The following is an 18,043-nucleotide window of genomic DNA, read 5'->3' as shown; positions in this document are numbered from 1 at the left end:
GAGGGCGCGGGGGAGGGGAGTTCCGACATGGGAGGGCTGCTGCATCTCGGCGCCGCGATCGACCAGCCGCGGGCGTACGACGCCGGTGCCTACGTCGAGCTGGCGCGCCTCGCCGAACGCGGCGGACTGGACTTCGTGACCGTGGACGGCGGCTTCGCGGGACCCGGCCTCGACACGGCGGGCGTGCTGGCCCGCGTCGCGCCCGAGACCACCCGCATCGGCCTGGTGCCGGCGGTGACCGACCCGGACCGCGAGGCGGGCGCCGTCGCGGTCCTCGACCGGATCAGCGCCGGCCGGGCCGGCCGGCTCGCCCGGACCACGGGCACGCCGGGGCGTTCGCCGGGGCATCCCGTGCACGTCGTCGACGCCACCGACCGGCAGGACCGGCCCGGGGCCGCCCGCCACGCCGACGTCGCCCTGGTCCGGGCGGCCGGCGCGGACCAGGCCGCCGACCTGCGCGCCGAACTGGCCGCGCTCGCCACCGGGTACGGCCGTGACCCGCGGGACCTGCGGGTGCTGGCGAGCCTGCGGATCGACCTGGGGGACGGCGAACGCGCCGCCGCACCCGGCCACGGAGGCGGCGGACCCCGGCCCACCGTCCACGGCCCGCTGTACCGGGGCGGCCCGGTCGACCTCGCCGAACTGATCACCGGGTGGCATGCGCACGGGGCCGTCGACGGCTTCCACCTCGTGCCGGTCGAGCCGCGCCGGGACCTGGAACGGCTGGTCAACGGCACGGTGGCGGTGCTTCAGCACCGGGGACTGTTCCGCACCTTCTATCCGGGCGGGACGCTGCGCGAACACCTGGGCCTCGCACGGGCCGTGAGGTACGCGGGGAGTGTGGGATGAGCCGGCGGATGCATCTCGCGGTGCGGGTGGACGGCGTCGGCGGCCGTGCCGGGTTCCCGGTGGTGGAGCACCTCGCGCGGACCGCTGAGCGGGGGCTGTTCGACTTCGTGCTGGTGGCGGCGGACGAGCCGGTGACGGTACTGGACGCGCTCGCGGCCGTCACCGCGCGCACCGGGCTCGCCGCCACGGTCGACGCGGCCGGCGGCGATCCGTTCGACCTCGTGCGCCGCCTGGCCACGCTGGACGGGCTCAGCGGGGGACGAGCCGGCTGGCACGTGGCCTCGGGTGGCGCGCCGCGCGTGGACATCGTGCGGGAGGTCTGGGAAGCGGACTTCGCGGTGCCGTCCTCACCGCAGGGGCGGCCCGTCGTGATCGTGGCGGGGGAGTCCGAGGACCAGCGGGAGTTCGCCGCCGCCCGCGCCGACGTGCTCGTCACGGCGTACGGCCCGGTGGCGGCCGGGCGCGCCCTGTACACCGACGTCAAGCGGCGGCTGGCCCGGTACGGGCGGGAGGCTCGGGAGCTGAGGGTGCTCGCGGGGTGCGATGGTCTCGGTGGTGCGCCCGCAGGGGTGCGGGCCGCCGAACTCGACGCGTATGTGCGGGAAGAGGCCGCCGACGGGTTCCTCCTCGGGTCCGCCGGCCTCGAGGAGTTCGTGGACCGGGTCGTGCCGCTGCTGCAGGAGCGTGGCGCGTTCCGCACGGAGTACGAGGGCGCGACGCTGCGCTCGCACCTGGGGCTCGGCGCCCCGGCGGAAAACGGATCGGGAAAGGGATCGAGGACATGACGGATCAGGTGTCGCCGGACGTGGCGGACGCGGTGACCGAGTGGAAGCAGTGGCACGAGCGCCGTGTCGAGGCGGTGTGTGCGCCCTACGGGCCGCTCGCGCTCGTCGGCACGTACTGGCTGGAAGACCATCCGGAGGGGCGACTTCCGGACATTCCGGGGCGCTGGACCGCGAGGGACGACGGGGTCCTGCTCGCCGCCGCTGCCGGGGACGGGCTGACGCTGGACGGACAGCCGTTCAGCGGGGAGGTACGGCTCGGTGCCGACTCGGGAGCCGTCGCCGACGCACGGGTCGGGTACGGAGAGCGGCGCCTGGTGGTGCTGGTGCGGGAAGGGGCATGGGGGGTGCGGGACTTCGATCCCGGCGCCGGTACGCGCCGGCGGTTCCGTGGCATCGACGCCGCGCCCCACGATCCGCGCTTCGTCCTACCGGCGCGCTTCACGGCGTACGGCGAGAGCCGCACCGTGCGGGTCGAGAACGCCGACGGGCGTGAGCGGGGGCTGGGGCTGGGCGGTGAGCTGGCCTTCGCGTTCGACGGGCGGGAGGTGACGCTGAAGGTGTCGGTGCAGGACGACGGGACGCTGTGGGCGGTGTTCGCCGACGGCACGAGCGGGGTGAGCAGTTTCCGCTTCCGGTTCCTGTATGCGGCCGCCCCCGACGCGCAGGGGCGCACGGTCGTGGATCTCAACCGGGCCCAGCTGCCGCCGTGCGCCTTCGCGGACCACTTCCTGTGCCCGTTCCCGCCGCCGGGGAACAGGCTGGGGATCGACGTGGCGGCGGGGGAGCTGAACCCGGCCTGAGGGGCTGCCGGTTGGGGGCCGGCCGACTCCGCCCGTGGCGGTCGTTGGGTAAAGGTGGTTCAAAACGTGACGGCCGAAAGGCGCCCTTGCGCCTACCGGCCGTTCGGCCGAATACTCCCCCTCAGCGCTTGTCAGGGGCATGTGAAAGCCCGGGATCCCGGGCGTCCTGGCCCTGGCTGCGCCTCACGGGCCCCGACCCCACGCGGGCCCCCGACTTCCCATGGAGGGAACGACACGTGAGGATCAAGCGCACCACTGACCGCAGCGGCCTTTCGAGACGGACCCGGCTGATCGCCGTCTCCACCGGACTCGTGGCCGCGGCCGCGATCGCGATCCCCAGCGCGAACGCGTCCGACGCCCCCACCACCTTCAGCGCGGCGCAGCTGACCAAGGCGAGCGACTCGGTGCTGAAGGCCGACATCCCGGGTACCGCCTGGGCCGTCGACAGCAAGAACCACCGTCTCGTCGTCACGGCCGACAGTACGGTGACGCAGGCCGAGATCGCCAAGATCAAGGAGCAGGCCGGGGCCAACGCCGGCGCGCTCACCATCAAGCGCACCCCGGGCAAGTTCAACAAGCTGATCTCCGGCGGCGACGCCATCTATGCGAGTAGCTGGCGCTGCTCGCTGGGCTTCAACGTCCAGGACTCCAGCGGCAACTACTACTTCCTGACCGCCGGTCACTGCACCGACGGCGCGGGCACCTGGTGGTCGAACTCCTCCCACTCGACCACGCTCGGCTCCACCGCCGGTTCGTCCTTCCCCGGCAACGACTACGGCATCGTGCGCTACACGAACTCCTCGGTGACCAAGTCGGGCGCCGTGGGCAGCGTGGACATCAAGAGCGCGGCCACGCCGTCGGTCGGCACGACCGTCTACCGGCGCGGTTCGACGACCGGCATCCACAGCGGACAGGTCACCGCGCTCAACGCGACGGTCAACTACGGCGGCGGTGACATCGTCTACGGTCTGATCCAGACCACGGTCTGCGCCGAGCCGGGTGACTCCGGTGGCCCGCTGTACTCCAACAGCGGTGTGGCCTACGGCCTGACCTCCGGCGGCAGCGGCAACTGCTCGTCCGGCGGGACGACGTTCTTCCAGCCGGTGACCGAGGCGCTCAGCGCGTACGGAGTGCACGTGTACTGAGGCGCACGCGCCGGTGCTCGTGTGGAGTCATGCCCCCGCGCGCGGTCTGCGTGCGGGGGCGTACTCGCTCTGCGGGTGTGTGGTGGTTGCGGCGGTGCGTCGTCGTCCGCGGGTCGCGTCGTGGCTGGTCGCGCAGTTCCCCGCGCCCCTTTTCGCCTGCGGCGGCCCGTCGCCGTCCGGTGGCCGGTTGCGGTCACGCCGACGGCGACCAGCCACGACGCGCCCGCACAGGACCTCGCTCCCGGAGGGCTACGTCGCTCGGTTTCTTCGGGTCCGTGCTGCCAGCAGCGTGACCACGATGCCGCCCAGCGCCCAGGCGCCCAGCGTCAGCAGGGCCGACGTCATGGCGTTGCTCTGGAAGTACGCGATCGAGCGGGCCGCCCAGGTGCCGGCGCCCGGTGGCAGGGCCGGGCCGATCGCCTGCCAGAACGGGGGCAGGAGCGGCAGCGGGAACGCGCCGCCCGCGCTCGGGTTGCCGGCGATCACCACCAGCAGGATCGCCAGGCCGATGCCGACGATGCCGAAGAGCCCCTGGAGGGCGAGCGTCGTGGCGCCGACCGCGAAGGTGATCAGTGCGCCGAGGCCCCACAGGGCCGCCATGCTGCCGGGCAGGGCGTCCAGGATCGGGCCGACGATGATCGCGCCGCCGAGGCCGCCGACGACGGCGACCATGGCCATCGCGCCCAGGCGGATCACCGCGCGGCGCGGGTTCGCCGGGCGGGCGCCGGTGCTGATGGCGAGGATCGAGGCGCACAGGTAGCCGCCGACGCACCAGCCGACGACCAGGTAGAACGACGTCAGACCGTTGAAGTCCGTCCGGGACGCCGGGGCCACGTCGACCGTGCGGAACGTGCGGTGCTGTGACGCTTCCAGGGCCCTCGTCAGGTTCTCCAGCACCGTGGCGAGAACCCTGCCGCCGCCGGAGGCGACCAGGAGGGTGTCGGTGCTGCCGGACGGGTCGATCACCAGAGCGCCGTCGATGTCGCGGTTCTGGATCTGGCGGCGGGCCGTCGCCGCGTCCGGCAGCGCCCGGGGGTCCAGCGGGGAACCGGGAAGGTGGTCGAGGCGCGTCACCGCCTGGCCGGCCGCCGCGGCCGGTGCGACCACGCCGAACGGGACGTCCCTGGGCCTGGGGTTGTGCAGGGCCCCCACATAGGAGGCGATGAAGAGGAGCTGGAGGGCGAGCACGGCGATCACCAACAGGGTGGCCCGAGGAGTGACGGCGTCCTTCACCTCGGTGAGGAAGGACCCTCCGGAGGGGCTACGGGGCGTGTCGGTGTCGGTGGTCTGCGTCATGGTCCCACCGTTTCGGTGGCACGGCGTTTGCGCAGGTGGGACACGCCCGAACGGATGTCGTACACGTGTTCGGGGATGGGGGTATGGTGGTCTCGTTGGGAACTGATGTTCGAGGAGGTGTGTGTGCCGGGCTTTGCGCATCTGCACACCGTCTCCGGGTTCTCCCTGCGGTACGGGGCCTCGCACTCGGAGCGCCTGGCCGAGCGCGCCTCCGAGCGGGGCATGGACACCCTCGCGCTCACCGACCGTGACACCGTCGCGGGGGCGGTGCGTTTCGCCAAGGCCTGCGCCAAGGCGGGGGTCCGCCCGCTGTTCGGAGCGGATCTCGCCGTGCGTCCGCGTGAGGGCGGTCCCGATGAGGTCAGGCGCCGCACTCCCGTGCGGGGCGGTGCCTTCGTGGACGAGTCGGCTCCCCGGGTCACCTTTCTCGCCGGCGACGGGGCCCGCGGCTGGGCCGACCTGTGCCGGATCGTCACGGCGGCGCACCGGGGGGACGCCGGCACACCACTGCTGAGCTGGGACGACAACCGGGGGGACGGGCTCGTCGTACTGCTCGGGCCCGGTTCCGATGTGGGGCGGGCGCTCGCCGCCGGGCGGCCCGACCGCGCCGCGCGGCTGCTGGGGCCGTGGCGTGAGGTCTACGGGGACGCGCTGCGGCTGGAGGCCGTCTGGCACGGGCGGGAGGGGACGGGCCCGGGGTCGCTGCGGCTCGCCGCGCGCACGGTCGGCTTCGCCGCGGAGCAGGGCGTGCGGCCCGTGCTCAGCAACGCCGTCCGGTACGCCGATCCGGGGATGGGCCCGGTCGCCGACGTGCTGGACGCCGCGCGGCGGCTGGTGCCCATCGCCGGGGAGCTGGATTCCGGTGAGGCCTGGCTGAAGGGCGCGGAGGACATGCTGGGGGTCGCCGAGCGGGTGGTCGAGGCCGCCGGGTACCGGCGGGACACCGCTCACCGGCTGCTGGAGCAGACCCTCGCCACCGCCGCCGGGTGCCGGGTGGATCCCGAGGACGACCTGGGGATCGGGACGGTGCGCTTCCCCGAGGCCCACCTGGTGGGCGCCGGACGGCGCACCGCCCAGCGGGCGCTCGCCTCGCGGGCCGTCGCGGGCATGCTGCGGCTGGGGTACGCGGGGCGGTCCGCGTACTGGGAGCGGATGCACGACGAGCTGGACATCATCGCCCATCACGGCTTCGCCTCCTACTTCCTGACGGTCGCTCAAGTGGTGGACGACGTGCGGGGGATGGGGATCCGCGTCGCCGCCCGCGGGTCGGGCGCGGGTTCCCTCGTCAACCATCTGCTGGGGATCGCCCATGCCGATCCGGTCGAGCACCGGCTGCTGATGGAACGCTTCCTGTCCAGGGAACGGGTCGTCCTGCCCGACATCGACATCGACGTGGAGTCCGCGCGCCGGCTGGAGGTCTACCGCGCGATCATCGACCGGTTCGGCACCGAGCGGGTCGCCACGGTCGCCATGCCCGAGACGTACCGGGTGCGGCACGCGATCCGGGACGTGGGCGCCGCGCTGTCCATGGACCCCGCCGAGATCGACCGGATCGCCAAGTCCTTCCCGCACATCCGGGCCCGCGACGCCCGGGCGGCTCTCGACGAGCTGCCCGAGCTGCGTCCGCTCGCGGCTGAGCGGGAGAAGTACGGGAAGCTGTGGGAGCTGGTCGAGGCGCTGGACGCCCTGCCGCGCGGGGTGGCCATGCACCCGTGCGGGGTGCTGCTGTCCGACGCCTCCCTGCTCGCGCGTACGCCGGTGATGCCCACCAGCGGCGAGGGCTTCCCGATGTCGCAGTTCGACAAGGACGACGTGGAGGACCTCGGCCTGCTCAAGCTGGACGTGCTCGGCGTGCGGATGCAGTCGGCGATGGCGCACGCGGTCGCCGAGGTGGCGCGGGCGAGCGGGGAGCGGGTCGACCTCGACGCGGTGCCGGAGGGCGATCCCGCCACGTACCGGCTCATCCGGTCCACCGAGACCCTCGGGTGCTTCCAGATCGAGTCACCGGGGCAGCGGGACCTCGTGGGACGGCTGCAGCCCTCCACCTTCCAGGACCTGGTGGTCGACATCTCGCTGTTCCGGCCCGGGCCCGTCGCCGCCGACATGGTGCGTCCGTTCATCGAGGCACGGCACGGGCGGGCGCCGGTGCGCTACCCGCACCGCGACCTGGAAGGGCCGTTGAAGGAGACGTACGGGGTCGTCGTCTTCCACGAGCAGATCATCGACATCGTCGACATCATGACCGGGTGCGGGCGCGGCGAGGCCGACCGGGTGCGGCGCGGGCTGTCCGACCCGGAGTCGCAGGGGCGGATCAAGGTGTGGTTCGCGCAGCGGGCGACGGAGAACGGCTACGACGCCGAGACCGTCCGGCGTACCTGGGAGATCGTCGAGGCCTTCGGCTCGTACGGCTTCTGCAAGGCGCACGCCGTCGCCTTCGCCGTACCCACGTATCAGTCGGCCTGGCTGAAGGCGCATCACCCGGCCGCCTTCTACGCCGGGCTGCTCACGCACGACCCGGGGATGTACCCGAAGCGGCTGCTGCTGGCGGACGCGCGGCGGCGTGGGGTGCCGATCCTGCCGTTGGACGTGAACGCGTCCGGGGCCGCCCATCGGATCGAACTGGTGTCCGGTCAAGGGGGTGCGGCGGTGTGGGGACTGCGGCTGGCCCTGTCCGATGTGCACGGCATCAGCGAGGCCGAGGCCGCGCGGATCGCCGACGGGCAGCCGTACGCCTCCTTGGTGGACTTCTGGGAGCGGGCCCGGCCCAGCCGGCCGATCGCCCAGCGGCTCGCCCAGGTCGGCGCGCTGGACGCCTTCGGTGCCAACCGGCGCGATCTGCAACTGCATCTGACCGAGCTGCACCGGTCGGCCCGGGGGGCCGGCGGGGCCCAACTGCCCCTGGCGGGCGGGCGGAAGACCGCCGCCGCGGGGCTGCCCGACCTGTCCGACGCCGAGCGGCTCAGCGCCGAACTGGGCGTGCTGTCGATGGACGCCTCCCGCAATCTCATGGACGACCACCGGGAGTTCCTCAAGGAGCTGGGCGTGGTGTCGGCGCGGCGGCTGCGCGAGGCGCGGCACGGGGAGACCGTGCTGGTCGCGGGCGCCAAGGCGGCCACCCAGACGCCGCCGATCCGGTCCGGCAAGCGGGTCATCTTCTCCACCCTGGACGACGGCACGGGCCTGGTCGACCTCGCCTTCTTCGACGACTCGCACGACGCCTGCGCCCACACCGTCTTCCACTCCTGGCTGCTGCTGGTGCGGGGAGTGGTGCAGCGGCGCGGGCCGCGCAGCCTGAGCGTGGTGGGGTCCGCCGCCTGGAACCTCGCCGAACTCGTGGAACTGCGCGCCGAGGGCGGACTCGAGGAGGTCGCGGCGCGGCTCGCGGCGCCGGCCGCCGAGGACGACGGGAGCGGTGATCCGACCGGCGGGCGGCGCATCAGGCTGTCCACCGGATACGAGATGCATCCGTGGGCCGACCTGCGGCCCGCGGGGCAGGAGGCCTCACAAGGGCCGTCTGCCGTACGGAAGTTGTGGCACCAGAGTCCGGGGAGTGCGGGATGACCATCCTCTGCGTACGTTTCCAGCTGCCGCCGATGTACGAGGCGGCCCTGCCGGGGCTGCTCGGGCTGCTGGAGGAGTTCACCCCGGTCGTCGAGGCGCTGCCACCGGACGGGGCGCTCGCCGATCTGCGGGGCGCCGAGCGGTACTTCGGGCGCAGCGCGGTGGAACTGGCCGCGGTGATCCGGGTGCGCGCCCTCGCCCGGTACGGCGTCGACTGCGTGATCGGCGCCGGGCCGGGCCCGATGCTCGCCCGCATGGCCCTGCGGGACGCCCGGCCCGGGGTGACGTGCGCGATCTCGCAGGCGCAGGCCGTGGACTTCCTCTCCGGCAGGCCCGTCTCCGCGCTGCCCGGCGTGGGAGCGGCGACCGCCCGCACCCTGTGCGCGTACGGTCTGGACACCCTCGGCCGGGTCGCCGCGGCGCCGCTGTCCACGCTTCAGCGGCTGCTCGGCGCGAAGGCCGGGCGCGAACTGCACGAGAAGGCGAACGGCGTCGACCGCGGCCGGGTGGTGCCCAACGCTGTCTCCCGGTCGCTGGCGACGGAACGCGCCTTCGACCGCGACGAACTGGACCCCGCACGGCACCGCCGCGCCCTGCTGTCGGCCGCCGACGAGATCGGCGCACGGCTGCGCGCCGTGGAGAAGGTGTGCCGCACGGTGACCCTGACCGTGCGTTATGCCGACCGGTCCGCGACCACCCGCAGCCGCACCCTGCCCGAGTCCACCGCGCACTCGCCGGCGCTGGCCAGGGCGGCGTACGGGATGTACGAGGCGCTCGGGCTGCAGCGCGCCCGGGTGCGGGCGATCGTCCTGCGCGCGGAGGGGCTCGGGCCGGCGGAAGCGGCTTCCCGCCAGCTCACCTTCGACCCGGTGGACGACCGGGTCCGCCGGATCGAGGAGGTCGCGGACCGCGCGCGAGCGAGGTTCGGGCCCCGCGCGGTGATGCCGGGGGCGCTCGCCGCGTAGGGCCTGTCGTGCGGAGCGCCCTGGCGTCTCGAGGGCCCCGGCGGCAGGTCAGTTCGCCCACGGCGGGGTGAGCCGGGTGCCGTCGGCCAGCTCGGCTTCCAGGCCGATCGAGGTGGTGACCCAGGAGATCGCCGTGTGGTCGGACGGGTTCTCGACGGTCAGGGTCGCGCCCGGATTGACGATCACCGTGTCGCCCGCCGTGATGCGGTCGGTGTGTCCGTCGAGGGTGATCAGCAGTTCGCCGACCAGGAGGTGGAAGATCTCCTCCCGGTTGACGGTGTGCGCGGGCGCCCGGGTGCCCGCGGGAATCTCGCCGCGCCAGGCGCACAGCTCCTTGCTGCCGGTCAGCGGGGTGGCGTACGAGACGAAGCGGGCGCCGTGGATCTCATGGGTGCGGGTCTGTGACGAGCGGACGACGGGCATGGGGATTCTCCGTTTCAATGGTCAAGCTGCTTGACTATATGGTCAAGCAGCTTGACCTCTTTGGCAAGGGTGTTTCAATGCCCTCGTGCAGAATTCCGACGCCCTCGCCCTGACCGCCGCCCTGCTCGCCGCCGCCGGCGACCTCACGCAGCGCATCCAGGCGGGTGTCGTCGCCCGCGGTTTCGGCGATGTGCGGCCCGCCCACGGGTTCGCCTTCGCGCGCCTCGCGCCGAACGGGGCCATGGTCACCGATCTCGCCGCACACCTCGGGGTCACCAAGCAGGCGGCGAGTCAGCTGGTCGACGAGATGGTGCGCAAGGGATACGCCGAGCGGCGGCCGCACCCGGGGGACGCGCGGGCCCGGCTGATCGTGCTCACCGAGCGCGGGTGGGCCTGCACCCGGGCGGCGGAGGAGGCCGCGGTGGAAGCGGTGCGGGCGTGGGCGGACGTGCTGGGCGAGTCCGAGGTGCGGCTCATGGCGCAGCGCTTGGGGCGGCTTCCCGTGGAAGGCCCGGTGCGGCCCGCCTGGTGAGGCGTTATCAGGAGACCGCCGTTGGTGTGGCTGTCGGTGGAAGTTTTTACTGACGCGTAACTTCACACGACTGCTACTCGTTCGTAACTTGACGAATGAACAGCATCCTCGTGATCCGGGTCACAGGGCGTCCTGCCGTCGTACTCCCTTGAGCCGCAAGGAGATCACCCGATGCTGCCCTGGAAGCGCCTGCTCAGACCACTGGCCGCGCTGCTGCTGACCGCCGCCGCCGTCACCGTCCCGGCCACCGCCGCCCACGCCGCCGCACCGAGCACCGGCTGGAACGACTACTCCTGCAAGCCGTCCGCCGCCCATCCGCGCCCCGTCGTCCTCGTGCACGGTACCCTCGGCAACTCCGTCGACAACTGGCTCGGCCTCGCGCCCTACCTGGAGTACCGCGGTTATTGCGTCTTCTCCCTCGACTACGGCCAACTCCCCGGCGTCCCCGTCTTCCACGGCCTCGGCCCCATCGACCGGTCGGCGCAGCAGCTGAAGGAGTTCGTGGACGGGGTCCTCACCGCCACCGGCGCCGCCAAGGCCGACCTCGTCGGCCACTCCCAGGGCGGCATGATGCCCCGCTACTACCTCAAGTTCCTCGGCGGGGCCGCCCGGGTGAACGCCCTCGTGGGCATCGCGCCCAGCAATCACGGCACCACCCTGAGCGGACTCACCCAGCTGCTGCCGTACTTCCCCGGCGCCGCGGACCTGCTGAACGCGGCCACCCCCGCGCTCGCCCAGCAGGTCGTCGGCTCCGACCTGCTGACCAGGCTCAACGCGGGCGGCGACACCGTGCCCGGCGTCCACTACACCGTCCTCGCCACCCGGTACGACGAGGTCGTCACGCCGTATCGCAGCCAGTACCTCAGCGGGCCCGACGTCAAGAACGTGCTGCTGCAGGACCTGTGCCCGCTCGACCTGTCCGAGCACGTCCTCGTCGGGCTGACCGACCGGATCGCCTTCCACGAGGTGGCCAACGCCCTCGACCCGGCCCACGCCACCCCGACCACCTGCGCGTCCGCCATCAGCTGACGCCCCGGACCGGAAGGGGCCCGACCGGCCTGAGCCGCCGGTCGGGCCCCTTCCCCGCTCACTCGCGGACCGTCGCCCTGCGCCGCACCGACACGAACAGGGCCGCCGAGCCGAGCGCCAGCGCGGCCGCGCCGCCGACCGCGGCGTACGGGGTGCTGCCGTCGCCGCCGGTCTCGGCGAGGTGCTCACCGGCGCCCTCCGCCTGCGGCTGGTTCGGCCGCGCGGCCTTCGGCTCCGCCGTGGGCTCGGCCGGCGTCCGCGGACCGGCGTTCCCGTGCCCGTGGTGCCCGACCGTCGACTTGCCGGCACCGGCCGCGATCTGCTCATCGGAGGGCGCCGACGCGCTCGGTGCGGGCGCCGGGGCGGAGGACGCCGTGTCACCGGAGGCCGTACCACCGGAGGCGGTGCCGGTGGATGCCGGGCCGCCGGGCGCCGTTCCGCCGGACGCGGCCGCGCCGAACGTGACGTCCGAACAGGAGTAGAACGCCTCCGGGCTGTCCGAGCGCTGCCAGACCGCGTACAGCAGCTGACGGCCCGTACGCTCGGGCAGGGTGCCGGTGAACGTGTAGAAGCCGCCCGAGGCGACCGGGTCGGTGGCCCGTGCCACCGGGTGCCCGAGATCCAGATCGTCCCAGCCCAGGGGCCGCGCGGGGTCGTATCCGGGCTGGGTGAGGTACACCGTGAAGGTGCCCTTGTGCGGGGCCGTCACCCGGTACCTGAAGGTGTACGCACCGCTGTGCACGCCCGTCGCGGGCCAGTCGGCGCGGGCCAGGTCCAGCCCCCTGAACTCCTCGTTGTTCGCGCTGCACAGCCTGCCGTCCGGGATCAGCTGCCGGTGGCGGCCGGCGGCGTCGCCGACGCGGATGCCGTTCCAGTCGTACAGCGCCTGTGTACCGCCGGCCGCCACCGCCGCCTTGCAGGCGGCCGACTTCGGGCGTTCGGGGCCCTCCGCGTAACACTGCGACACCCGGCTGACCGGGTCCCCCATCGTGCCGTGCGCGGCGGCGGGCGCGGCCGCGAGGGCGGTCAGGGCGAGCGGGGCCAGGCCGAGGGCTGCGGCGGTGGCGGCCGTGCGGCGAGCAGGCATGAAAGGAACTCCTCGAAAGAACCGGGGGCTTGGGCCGGGAACCCGTGGGGGTGATCCGAAACTAGCCCCGGCACAGCGGGAAATCGCCTGCTGAGAGCGGCTGGGGGAGATCCTTATGGTCGCGTTAAGGAGGTGCTCAGTCTGCGCTCAGGTAGCTACCGTTCCGCCATGACCGACCACGAGATCCGGCCCGCCGTCGCCGCCGACGTGCCCGCGGTGAAGGCCGTGACCGACGCGGCCTACCACCACTACATCGAACGCATCGGCGTGGTGCCGCAACCCATGGAGGCCGACCACGCGGCCGAGGTGGCCGCGGGAAAGGTGTTCGTGACGGGTGATCCGGTGGCCGGACTGGTCGTGGTCGAGCCACGCGCCGGCCATCTCTTCCTGGACAGCATCGCCGTCCACCCCGACGCACACGGACGCGGCGTGGGACGGCGCCTGCTGCACTTCGTCGACGCACACGCGCGTGCGCTCGGGCTGCCCGAGGTCAGGCTCTACACCAACGCGCTGATGTGGGAGAACCAGAAGATCTATCCGAAGTACGGCTACGAGGTCGTGGAGCGGCGGGTGGACGGGCCCTACGACCGCGTCCACTACCGCAAACGGCTCGCCTGAGAGGCGTGTGCCTGCTCCGTAGACGGGCGTGGGCCGGTTCGGTCGAGGGGCGGGGCCGGGCGCGGCCCTCTCACCCGTCGGGCCACCAGGTGCGCGCGATGTCCTTTCGCACCTCGGGGCGGCCGGCGGGGCGTTCGTCGGTCTCCTCACGGACCCGGCGGGTGTCCGTCTTCTTCAGGGGCTTCTGCACGGTCATACGGCGCATGGCTGCCTCCTTCAGGATCCACCGGGTTCCGCGTTCTCACGGAGATAGACCCTTTCGGCGAGAGTTCCTCATCGGCGCCGCCCTGTCAGTGGCGGCCGTCACGATCCGGGATGTCAGTGGTGGGTGTCATCGTCGGCTGCATGAAAAACACGAGTGACGCAGTGATTCCCCCATCTGCCGACTGGAATGCGCAGGCAGCCGAATTCGACGAAGAACCCGATCACGGACTGCGCGCCCCCGAGGTGCGCGCGGCCTGGGCGGACCGGCTGCGCTCCTGGCTGCCGCCCCGGCCGTCCGAGGTGCTGGACCTCGGCTGCGGCACCGGCAGCCTGTCACTCCTCGCCGCCGAACAGGGACATCGCGTGACCGGCGTCGACAGTGCGCCCGCGATGCTGGAGCGGGCCCGTGCCAAGCTCGCCGGCCATGACGCGCGGTTCCTGCTGGGTGACGCGGCGCAACCGCCCGTGGCGGAGGGGGCGTACGACGTGGTGCTGGTCCGGCACGTGCTGTGGACGCTGCCCGACCCCGCGCGCGTGCTGGCGCACTGGCGGCGGCTGCTGCGCCCGGGCGGACGGCTGGTGCTGGTGGAAGGCGTGTGGGGCACGCTCAGCCCGGTCGGCATACCCGCGGACCGGCTCACCTCCCTGCTCGCCCCGCTCGCCGCCGAGGTGCGCCTGGAGCGGCTGTCGGACGAGTCGCCGCTGTGGGGGCGCGCCGTGGACGACGAGCGGTACGCGGTGGTGGCCGTGGTCTGACCCGGGGCGTCCGGCCGGCGGAAGCGGCCGGGCGGGCGGGTTCGCCACGGCGGGGCGCGCGGGTCCCTGAAGGCCGGGTGGGCGGCGGTGCGGGTCCCTGGAGGCTAGGTGAGCAGGTCCGTGAAACGGTCGCCGAGGGCCAGGGCCTCCAGCGTGTCGAGCGCGGCCACCGCGGCGGCCGCCGCCTCGGGATCCGCCTCCGTCAGCCCGCTGGCCGCGAACTCGTCCTCGTCCAGGCGGCGTACGTCGCGGCCGTCGGCGGACCGCCACAGGTCCAGGTCGAGGTCCTCCACGACGAGCTCCGTGCCGGTCAGCGTGGCGGGGCGGGTGATGTCGCAGTACCAGCCCTTCACCGCGCCCGACGCGTCGCGGACCTCCTTCACCGAGTACCAGCGGTCCCGCCAGTAGTACTCCGTGAACACGTCCCCCGCCTCGAAGCGCACGAAGCCGAAGTCGCGCACGGTGTCGCCCGCCCAGGGCGCCCGCACGACGATCCGGGTGCCGTCGTCGGCGAGCAGCTCCGCCGGATAACGGATCTTCGTACGGCCCGCCTTGACGAGGACGACGTCCACCGGGGCGGTGCCGTCAGCCGAGTTCGCGGACATACCTGACCTCCGTCGCGCAGATGTCGTAGCCGAGCCACTTGTTGATCGCGAGCATCGGCTCGTTGCCGGTGTCGTTGCCGGTGAAGGCCCGCGTGCAGCCGGCGGCCCGGGCACGGTGCAGGGACGCGGTCTTCGCCAGCTTGGCCAGGCCCCGGCCGCGGAAGGCGCGGGCGGTGCCGGTCATCGCCGTGGAGTAGCCGCCCCGGCCGTCGGTGTACGCCACGCTGAACGCCGCGGGCCGGCCCTCGGCGACCGCGACGACGGTCAGGTCCTTGTCCAGGAGCGGATGCTTCCAGTAGTGCTCGAGCCAGTTCGCGTACTCCGACACCGAGGAGTCGACGTCGCTCGGTTCGTCCGCCGTGGTCTCCGCGTCCAGTTCGAACAGCGGGCGCGGGTCGTCGGCGAAGTCGGCCGCCGTGCGCAGCTCCACGCCGGGCGGCACCGCCGGCACCGGCGGCAGCGCGGGGTCCTCCAGGTCACGGCGCAGGAAGTGCGCGGAACGGCTGGCGCGGTAGCCGTGCCGCTCGGCGAAGGCGCGGTTGGCCGGCTCGTCCAGCACCCAGGCGAACAGCCTGACCGCCCCGAGGCCCGCCAGGTACTCCTCCGCCGCGCGCACGAGCAGACCGCCCGCGCCGCGGCGGACGCGGTCCGGGTGCACGTAGACGTTCACGAAGCCCTGGCCCGGCTCCGCGCTCTCGTGGGCCAGTCCCACCTGGGCGGTGCCGATCACCTCGCCGTCCTCCTCGGCGACCAGCGAAGCGAAGCGAGCGGCCGCCGGCATGTGGGCCAGGTTGTGCCGCACCGCGTCGGCGGTGAACAGGATGTAGGGCAGGGCGGCGTGGCGGACCCGGGCGAACCCTTCGAGGTCCGCCGGGATTTCGGGCCGCAGGTCACGGACGATCACTGTCATGGAGGCGCACGCTACGGGGCGGGGCGGGGCGGATGCCTCTCATTTTCCGGCGGGTACGGGACAATCGGCCCGTGAGCCTGAAGATCCGCATCGATGACAGCGCGCCGCCGTACGAACAGGTGCGGGCGCAGATCTCCGAACAGGCGCGCTCCGGCGCGCTGCCGGTGGGGTACCGGCTGCCGACCGTGCGCGGCCTCGCCGAGTCGCTGGGGCTGGCCGTGAACACGGTGGCCAAGGCCTACCGGGCGCTGGAGGCCGACGGAGTGATCGAGACGCGCGGCCGGCACGGCACGTATGTGGCCGCCGCCGGCTCCGCCGCGGAGCGTGAGCTGGCGGCCGCCGCGCAGGCGTACGTCGAGCGGGCACGGCGGCTCGGCCTCACGGAGGACGCCGCGCTGGAGGCCGTACGGGACGCCCTGCGGGCGGCGTACGGGAGCACCGGGGCCTGACCCGGCGCCGATGTCACGGCCGGTGCGCCGGCTCGGGCGTCCGCGTCACCGTCAGGCCCGCTTTCCGGGCCGCCCGCGCGAAGACCCGCGCGTCCTCCACCGCCGCCGCGTTCGGGTCGTTGTTGAAGTACGCGTACACGTCGTGCTCGTCCGGCCAGGTCGTCGCGATGCGGTCCACCCAGGTCTCCAGGGAGCGGCGGCCATAGTGCGGCCAGGACGCCGCGCGGCCCTGGTGGAAGCGGACGTACCCCCAGCCGGTGGTGCGCCACAGCGGGGTGACCGGGCGGGCCAGGACGTCCGCCCAGCACAGGGCCGCGCCCCGTGACTGAAGGACCGAGCGCACCTCGGGCGTCCACCACGACGCGTGCCGCGGCTCCACCGCGACCCTGGTCCCCGCGGGGAAGCAGGCCAGGCAGGCGTCCAGCAGCGCCGGATCGGCCCGCAGCGTCGGCGGCAGCTGGAGCAGGACCGGGCCGAGGCGGTCGCCGAGGCCGGCGGCGTGGCTCATCAGCCGCCGCACCGGCTCCTCGGGCTCCTTCAGCCGCTTGATGTGGGTCAGGTACCGGCTCGCCTTGACCGCGACCACGAAGTCCGGCGGCACCCGCGCGGCCCACGCCTCGAAGGTCTCCCGCGCGGGCAGCCGGTAGAAGGCGTTGTTCACCTCGACCGTGGCGAAGGCGCCCGTGTACTCCTCCAGCCACAGCCGCTGCGGCAGGCCGGACGGGTACAGCACGTCCCGCCAGTCCCGGTACTGCCAGCCCGACGTACCGACGAAGAGGGTCATACCCCCATCAAAGCACCCTCGTCACGGCCTCACAGATACAGCCCCGCGTCCGTCCCGCCCCGCGGCTCCGGCACCGCCGTGGGGGAGGAGCCCCGGCGCAGCGCGAACAGCTCCGCCAGCGTGGCCCCCTCCCGGCCGACCTCGTTCTCCCGGCCCTGCGCCTCGTCGCCCAGCCAGGCCACCGCCTCCGCGCGGGTGAGCCGGCCGACCTCGATCCGGGCCAGGCAGCGGCCGGGACGCACCACCGCCGGGTGCAGCCGCTCCAGGTCCTCGTTGGTGGTGACGCCGACCAGGACGTTGCGGCCCTGCCCCAGCAGCCCGTCCGTCAGGTTCAGCAGCCGGGACAGCGCCTGGCCCGCCGTGTGCTTGGCCTCGCCGCGGATCAGCTCGTCGCAGTCCTCCAGGAGGAGCAGCCGCCAGCGGCCCTTGCCCGCCGCGTCCTCCTCGCCGATCGCGATGTCCATCAGATAGCCGACGTCGGAGAACAGCCGCTCGGGGTCCAGGACGCAGTCCACCTGGCACCAGTCCCGCCAGGAGCGGGCCAGCGTGCGCAGCGCCGACGTCTTTCCGGTGCCGGGCGGTCCGTGCAGCAGCAGCAGCCGCCCCGCGATGTCCTCGGGCGTCGTCTTCATCAGCCGGTCCATCGCCTCGGCGACCGGCGCGGTGTAGTTCTCCCGCACCTCCTCCCAGGTGCCGGCGGAGATCTGCCGGGTCGTGCGGTACGGGCCGCGGCGCGGGGAGACGTACCAGAAGCCCATGGTCACGTTCTCCGGCTGCGGCTCGGGTTCGTCCGCCGCGCCGTCCGTGGCCGTCTCCAGGACCTTCTGCGCGAGTTCGGCGCTGGTCGCGGTCACCGTCACATCGGCGCCGCGGCTCCAGCGGGAGACCAGCAGCGTCCAGCCGTCGCCCTCGGCGAGGGTGGCGCTGCGGTCGTCGTCGCGGGCCACGCGCAGCACCCGTGAGCCCGGTGGCAGCAGCGTCGCGCCCGAGCGCACCCGGTCGATGTTCGCGGCGTGCGCGTACGGCTGCTCGCCCGTCGCGAAGCGGCCGAGGAACAGCGCGTCGACGACGTCGGAGGGGGAGTCGGAGTCGTCGACGGTGAGCCGGATCGGCAGGGCGTCGTGCGGGTGTGCAGGCATGGCGCCCATGATCCGGCACCGGGACCCGGCGTGCACCCGGTTTCCTCCCCAATTCTCCGCAGGAGGCCGACTGGACGTGGTTTCCACCCGTTGCGGCCGCCGTTAC

The 18,043-nt window shown here is 73.4% G+C and carries 19 protein-coding genes; 11 read left to right on the top strand and 8 right to left on the bottom strand.

Features of this window, described 5'->3' with window-relative positions:
- Positions 1-27: 27 nt before the first annotated feature.
- From AB0E88_RS08260 to AB0E88_RS08245, 4 genes are all read left to right on the top strand, one after another.
- Positions 28-849, top strand: a complete 822-nt coding sequence (locus AB0E88_RS08260; RefSeq protein WP_361625795.1) for an LLM class flavin-dependent oxidoreductase — start codon at positions 28-30, stop codon at positions 847-849.
- Positions 846-1,634 carry an LLM class flavin-dependent oxidoreductase gene (locus AB0E88_RS08255; protein WP_361625792.1) on the top strand — a complete coding sequence of 263 codons (789 nt, stop codon included), beginning with the start codon at positions 846-848 and terminating at the stop codon, positions 1,632-1,634. The genes AB0E88_RS08260 and AB0E88_RS08255 overlap by 4 nt, the downstream gene beginning before the upstream one ends.
- Positions 1,631-2,434, top strand: coding sequence for a DUF1684 domain-containing protein (locus AB0E88_RS08250; protein WP_361625789.1), 804 nt, complete (start codon positions 1,631-1,633; stop codon positions 2,432-2,434). The genes AB0E88_RS08255 and AB0E88_RS08250 overlap by 4 nt, the downstream gene beginning before the upstream one ends.
- Positions 2,435-2,670: 236 nt before the next feature.
- A complete protein-coding gene (locus AB0E88_RS08245; protein ID WP_361625786.1) occupies positions 2,671-3,579 on the top strand; it encodes a S1 family peptidase in 909 nt (302 codons plus the stop codon).
- A 249-nt stretch (positions 3,580-3,828) separates the two neighbouring features.
- Here AB0E88_RS08245 and AB0E88_RS08240 read toward each other — a convergent pair whose 3' ends face one another.
- Positions 3,829-4,875 (bottom strand): DUF3533 domain-containing protein, encoded by a 1,047-nt coding sequence (locus tag AB0E88_RS08240; protein ID WP_361625783.1) that lies wholly within the window; start codon positions 4,873-4,875, stop codon positions 3,829-3,831.
- 123 nt (positions 4,876-4,998) lie between these two features.
- Between AB0E88_RS08240 and AB0E88_RS08235 the strand changes: the two genes are divergently transcribed.
- On the top strand, positions 4,999-8,436 hold the full coding sequence (locus AB0E88_RS08235) for a DNA polymerase III subunit alpha (RefSeq protein ID WP_361625780.1): 3,438 nt from the start codon (positions 4,999-5,001) through the stop codon (positions 8,434-8,436).
- Positions 8,433-9,401, top strand: a complete 969-nt coding sequence (locus tag AB0E88_RS08230; RefSeq protein WP_361625777.1) for a hypothetical protein — start codon at positions 8,433-8,435, stop codon at positions 9,399-9,401. Before AB0E88_RS08235 ends, AB0E88_RS08230 begins: the two co-directional genes overlap by 4 nt.
- A gap of 48 nt (positions 9,402-9,449) precedes the next feature.
- On the opposite strand, the gene AB0E88_RS08225 is transcribed toward AB0E88_RS08230, so the two are convergent.
- The gene (locus AB0E88_RS08225) at positions 9,450-9,824 is read right to left on the bottom strand and encodes a cupin domain-containing protein (protein WP_361625774.1); all 375 of its coding nucleotides are present in this window, start codon (positions 9,822-9,824) and stop codon (positions 9,450-9,452) included.
- Between the two features lie 85 nt (positions 9,825-9,909).
- Here AB0E88_RS08225 and AB0E88_RS08220 point away from each other — a divergent pair, with 85 nt between their 5' ends.
- Both AB0E88_RS08220 and AB0E88_RS08215 read left to right on the top strand, forming a co-directional pair.
- Positions 9,910-10,356, top strand: a complete 447-nt coding sequence (locus AB0E88_RS08220) for a MarR family winged helix-turn-helix transcriptional regulator (protein WP_361625771.1) — start codon at positions 9,910-9,912, stop codon at positions 10,354-10,356.
- Between the two features lie 171 nt (positions 10,357-10,527).
- A complete protein-coding gene (locus tag AB0E88_RS08215) occupies positions 10,528-11,385 on the top strand; it encodes an alpha/beta fold hydrolase (RefSeq protein ID WP_361625768.1) in 858 nt (285 codons plus the stop codon).
- Positions 11,386-11,443: 58 nt separating this feature from the next.
- Here the strand turns inward: AB0E88_RS08215 and AB0E88_RS08210 are convergent, their stop codons facing one another.
- Complete coding sequence (locus AB0E88_RS08210) at positions 11,444-12,472, bottom strand: lytic polysaccharide monooxygenase (RefSeq protein ID WP_361625765.1); 1,029 nt, start codon at positions 12,470-12,472, stop codon at positions 11,444-11,446.
- Between the two features lie 168 nt (positions 12,473-12,640).
- Between AB0E88_RS08210 and AB0E88_RS08205 the strand changes: the two genes are divergently transcribed.
- Complete coding sequence (locus AB0E88_RS08205; protein ID WP_361625762.1) at positions 12,641-13,090, top strand: GNAT family N-acetyltransferase; 450 nt, start codon at positions 12,641-12,643, stop codon at positions 13,088-13,090.
- 70 nt (positions 13,091-13,160) lie between these two features.
- Here the strand turns inward: AB0E88_RS08205 and AB0E88_RS08200 are convergent, their stop codons facing one another.
- A complete protein-coding gene (locus AB0E88_RS08200; protein ID WP_361625759.1) occupies positions 13,161-13,295 on the bottom strand; it encodes a hypothetical protein in 135 nt (44 codons plus the stop codon).
- A 140-nt stretch (positions 13,296-13,435) separates the two neighbouring features.
- Here AB0E88_RS08200 and AB0E88_RS08195 point away from each other — a divergent pair, with 140 nt between their 5' ends.
- Positions 13,436-14,050, top strand: coding sequence for a class I SAM-dependent methyltransferase (locus AB0E88_RS08195; protein ID WP_361625756.1), 615 nt, complete (start codon positions 13,436-13,438; stop codon positions 14,048-14,050).
- Positions 14,051-14,154: 104 nt separating this feature from the next.
- On the opposite strand, the gene AB0E88_RS08190 is transcribed toward AB0E88_RS08195, so the two are convergent.
- A complete protein-coding gene (locus AB0E88_RS08190) occupies positions 14,155-14,655 on the bottom strand; it encodes a DUF402 domain-containing protein (protein WP_361625753.1) in 501 nt (166 codons plus the stop codon).
- On the bottom strand, positions 14,636-15,565 hold the full coding sequence (locus tag AB0E88_RS08185) for a GNAT family N-acetyltransferase (RefSeq protein ID WP_361625750.1): 930 nt from the start codon (positions 15,563-15,565) through the stop codon (positions 14,636-14,638). The genes AB0E88_RS08190 and AB0E88_RS08185 overlap by 20 nt, the downstream gene beginning before the upstream one ends.
- Before the next feature lie 71 nt (positions 15,566-15,636).
- Here AB0E88_RS08185 and AB0E88_RS08180 point away from each other — a divergent pair, with 71 nt between their 5' ends.
- Positions 15,637-16,014, top strand: coding sequence for a GntR family transcriptional regulator (locus AB0E88_RS08180; RefSeq protein WP_361625747.1), 378 nt, complete (start codon positions 15,637-15,639; stop codon positions 16,012-16,014).
- Positions 16,015-16,027: 13 nt separating this feature from the next.
- Here the strand turns inward: AB0E88_RS08180 and AB0E88_RS08175 are convergent, their stop codons facing one another.
- Positions 16,028-16,798 (bottom strand): DUF72 domain-containing protein, encoded by a 771-nt coding sequence (locus tag AB0E88_RS08175; protein WP_361625744.1) that lies wholly within the window; start codon positions 16,796-16,798, stop codon positions 16,028-16,030.
- A 29-nt stretch (positions 16,799-16,827) separates the two neighbouring features.
- Entirely contained in the window at positions 16,828-17,937 is a 1,110-nt protein-coding gene (locus AB0E88_RS08170; RefSeq protein ID WP_361625741.1) for a DUF5925 domain-containing protein, read from the bottom strand.
- Between the last annotated feature and the right edge of the window lie 106 nt (positions 17,938-18,043).

Source organism: Streptomyces sp. NPDC028635 (assembly GCF_040637635.1).
GTDB lineage: Bacteria > Actinomycetota > Actinomycetes > Streptomycetales > Streptomycetaceae > Streptomyces.
The sequence above is the reverse complement of the archived record's forward strand: the minus strand, read 5'-3'. Positions and strand labels throughout refer to the sequence as shown.

Excerpts from the sequence above, each read along its gene's own strand:
- AB0E88_RS08260 (WP_361625795.1), top strand. The coding sequence starts at position 28 with ATGGGAGGGCTGCTGCATCTCGGCGCCGCGATCGACCAGCCGCGGGCG.
- AB0E88_RS08255 (WP_361625792.1), top strand. The coding sequence starts at position 846 with ATGAGCCGGCGGATGCATCTCGCGGTGCGGGTGGACGGCGTCGGCGGC.
- AB0E88_RS08250 (WP_361625789.1), top strand. The coding sequence starts at position 1,631 with ATGACGGATCAGGTGTCGCCGGACGTGGCGGACGCGGTGACCGAGTGG.
- AB0E88_RS08240 (WP_361625783.1), bottom strand. The coding sequence starts at position 4,875 with ATGACGCAGACCACCGACACCGACACGCCCCGTAGCCCCTCCGGAGGG.
- AB0E88_RS08230 (WP_361625777.1), top strand. The coding sequence starts at position 8,433 with ATGACCATCCTCTGCGTACGTTTCCAGCTGCCGCCGATGTACGAGGCG.
- AB0E88_RS08225 (WP_361625774.1), bottom strand. The coding sequence starts at position 9,824 with ATGCCCGTCGTCCGCTCGTCACAGACCCGCACCCATGAGATCCACGGC.
- AB0E88_RS08215 (WP_361625768.1), top strand. The coding sequence starts at position 10,528 with ATGCTGCCCTGGAAGCGCCTGCTCAGACCACTGGCCGCGCTGCTGCTG.
- AB0E88_RS08210 (WP_361625765.1), bottom strand. The coding sequence starts at position 12,472 with ATGCCTGCTCGCCGCACGGCCGCCACCGCCGCAGCCCTCGGCCTGGCC.
- AB0E88_RS08205 (WP_361625762.1), top strand. The coding sequence starts at position 12,641 with ATGACCGACCACGAGATCCGGCCCGCCGTCGCCGCCGACGTGCCCGCG.
- AB0E88_RS08200 (WP_361625759.1), bottom strand. The coding sequence starts at position 13,295 with ATGCGCCGTATGACCGTGCAGAAGCCCCTGAAGAAGACGGACACCCGC.
- AB0E88_RS08195 (WP_361625756.1), top strand. The coding sequence starts at position 13,436 with ATGAAAAACACGAGTGACGCAGTGATTCCCCCATCTGCCGACTGGAAT.
- AB0E88_RS08190 (WP_361625753.1), bottom strand. The coding sequence starts at position 14,655 with ATGTCCGCGAACTCGGCTGACGGCACCGCCCCGGTGGACGTCGTCCTC.
- AB0E88_RS08185 (WP_361625750.1), bottom strand. The coding sequence starts at position 15,565 with ATGACAGTGATCGTCCGTGACCTGCGGCCCGAAATCCCGGCGGACCTC.
- AB0E88_RS08175 (WP_361625744.1), bottom strand. The coding sequence starts at position 16,798 with ATGACCCTCTTCGTCGGTACGTCGGGCTGGCAGTACCGGGACTGGCGG.
- AB0E88_RS08170 (WP_361625741.1), bottom strand. The coding sequence starts at position 17,937 with ATGCCTGCACACCCGCACGACGCCCTGCCGATCCGGCTCACCGTCGAC.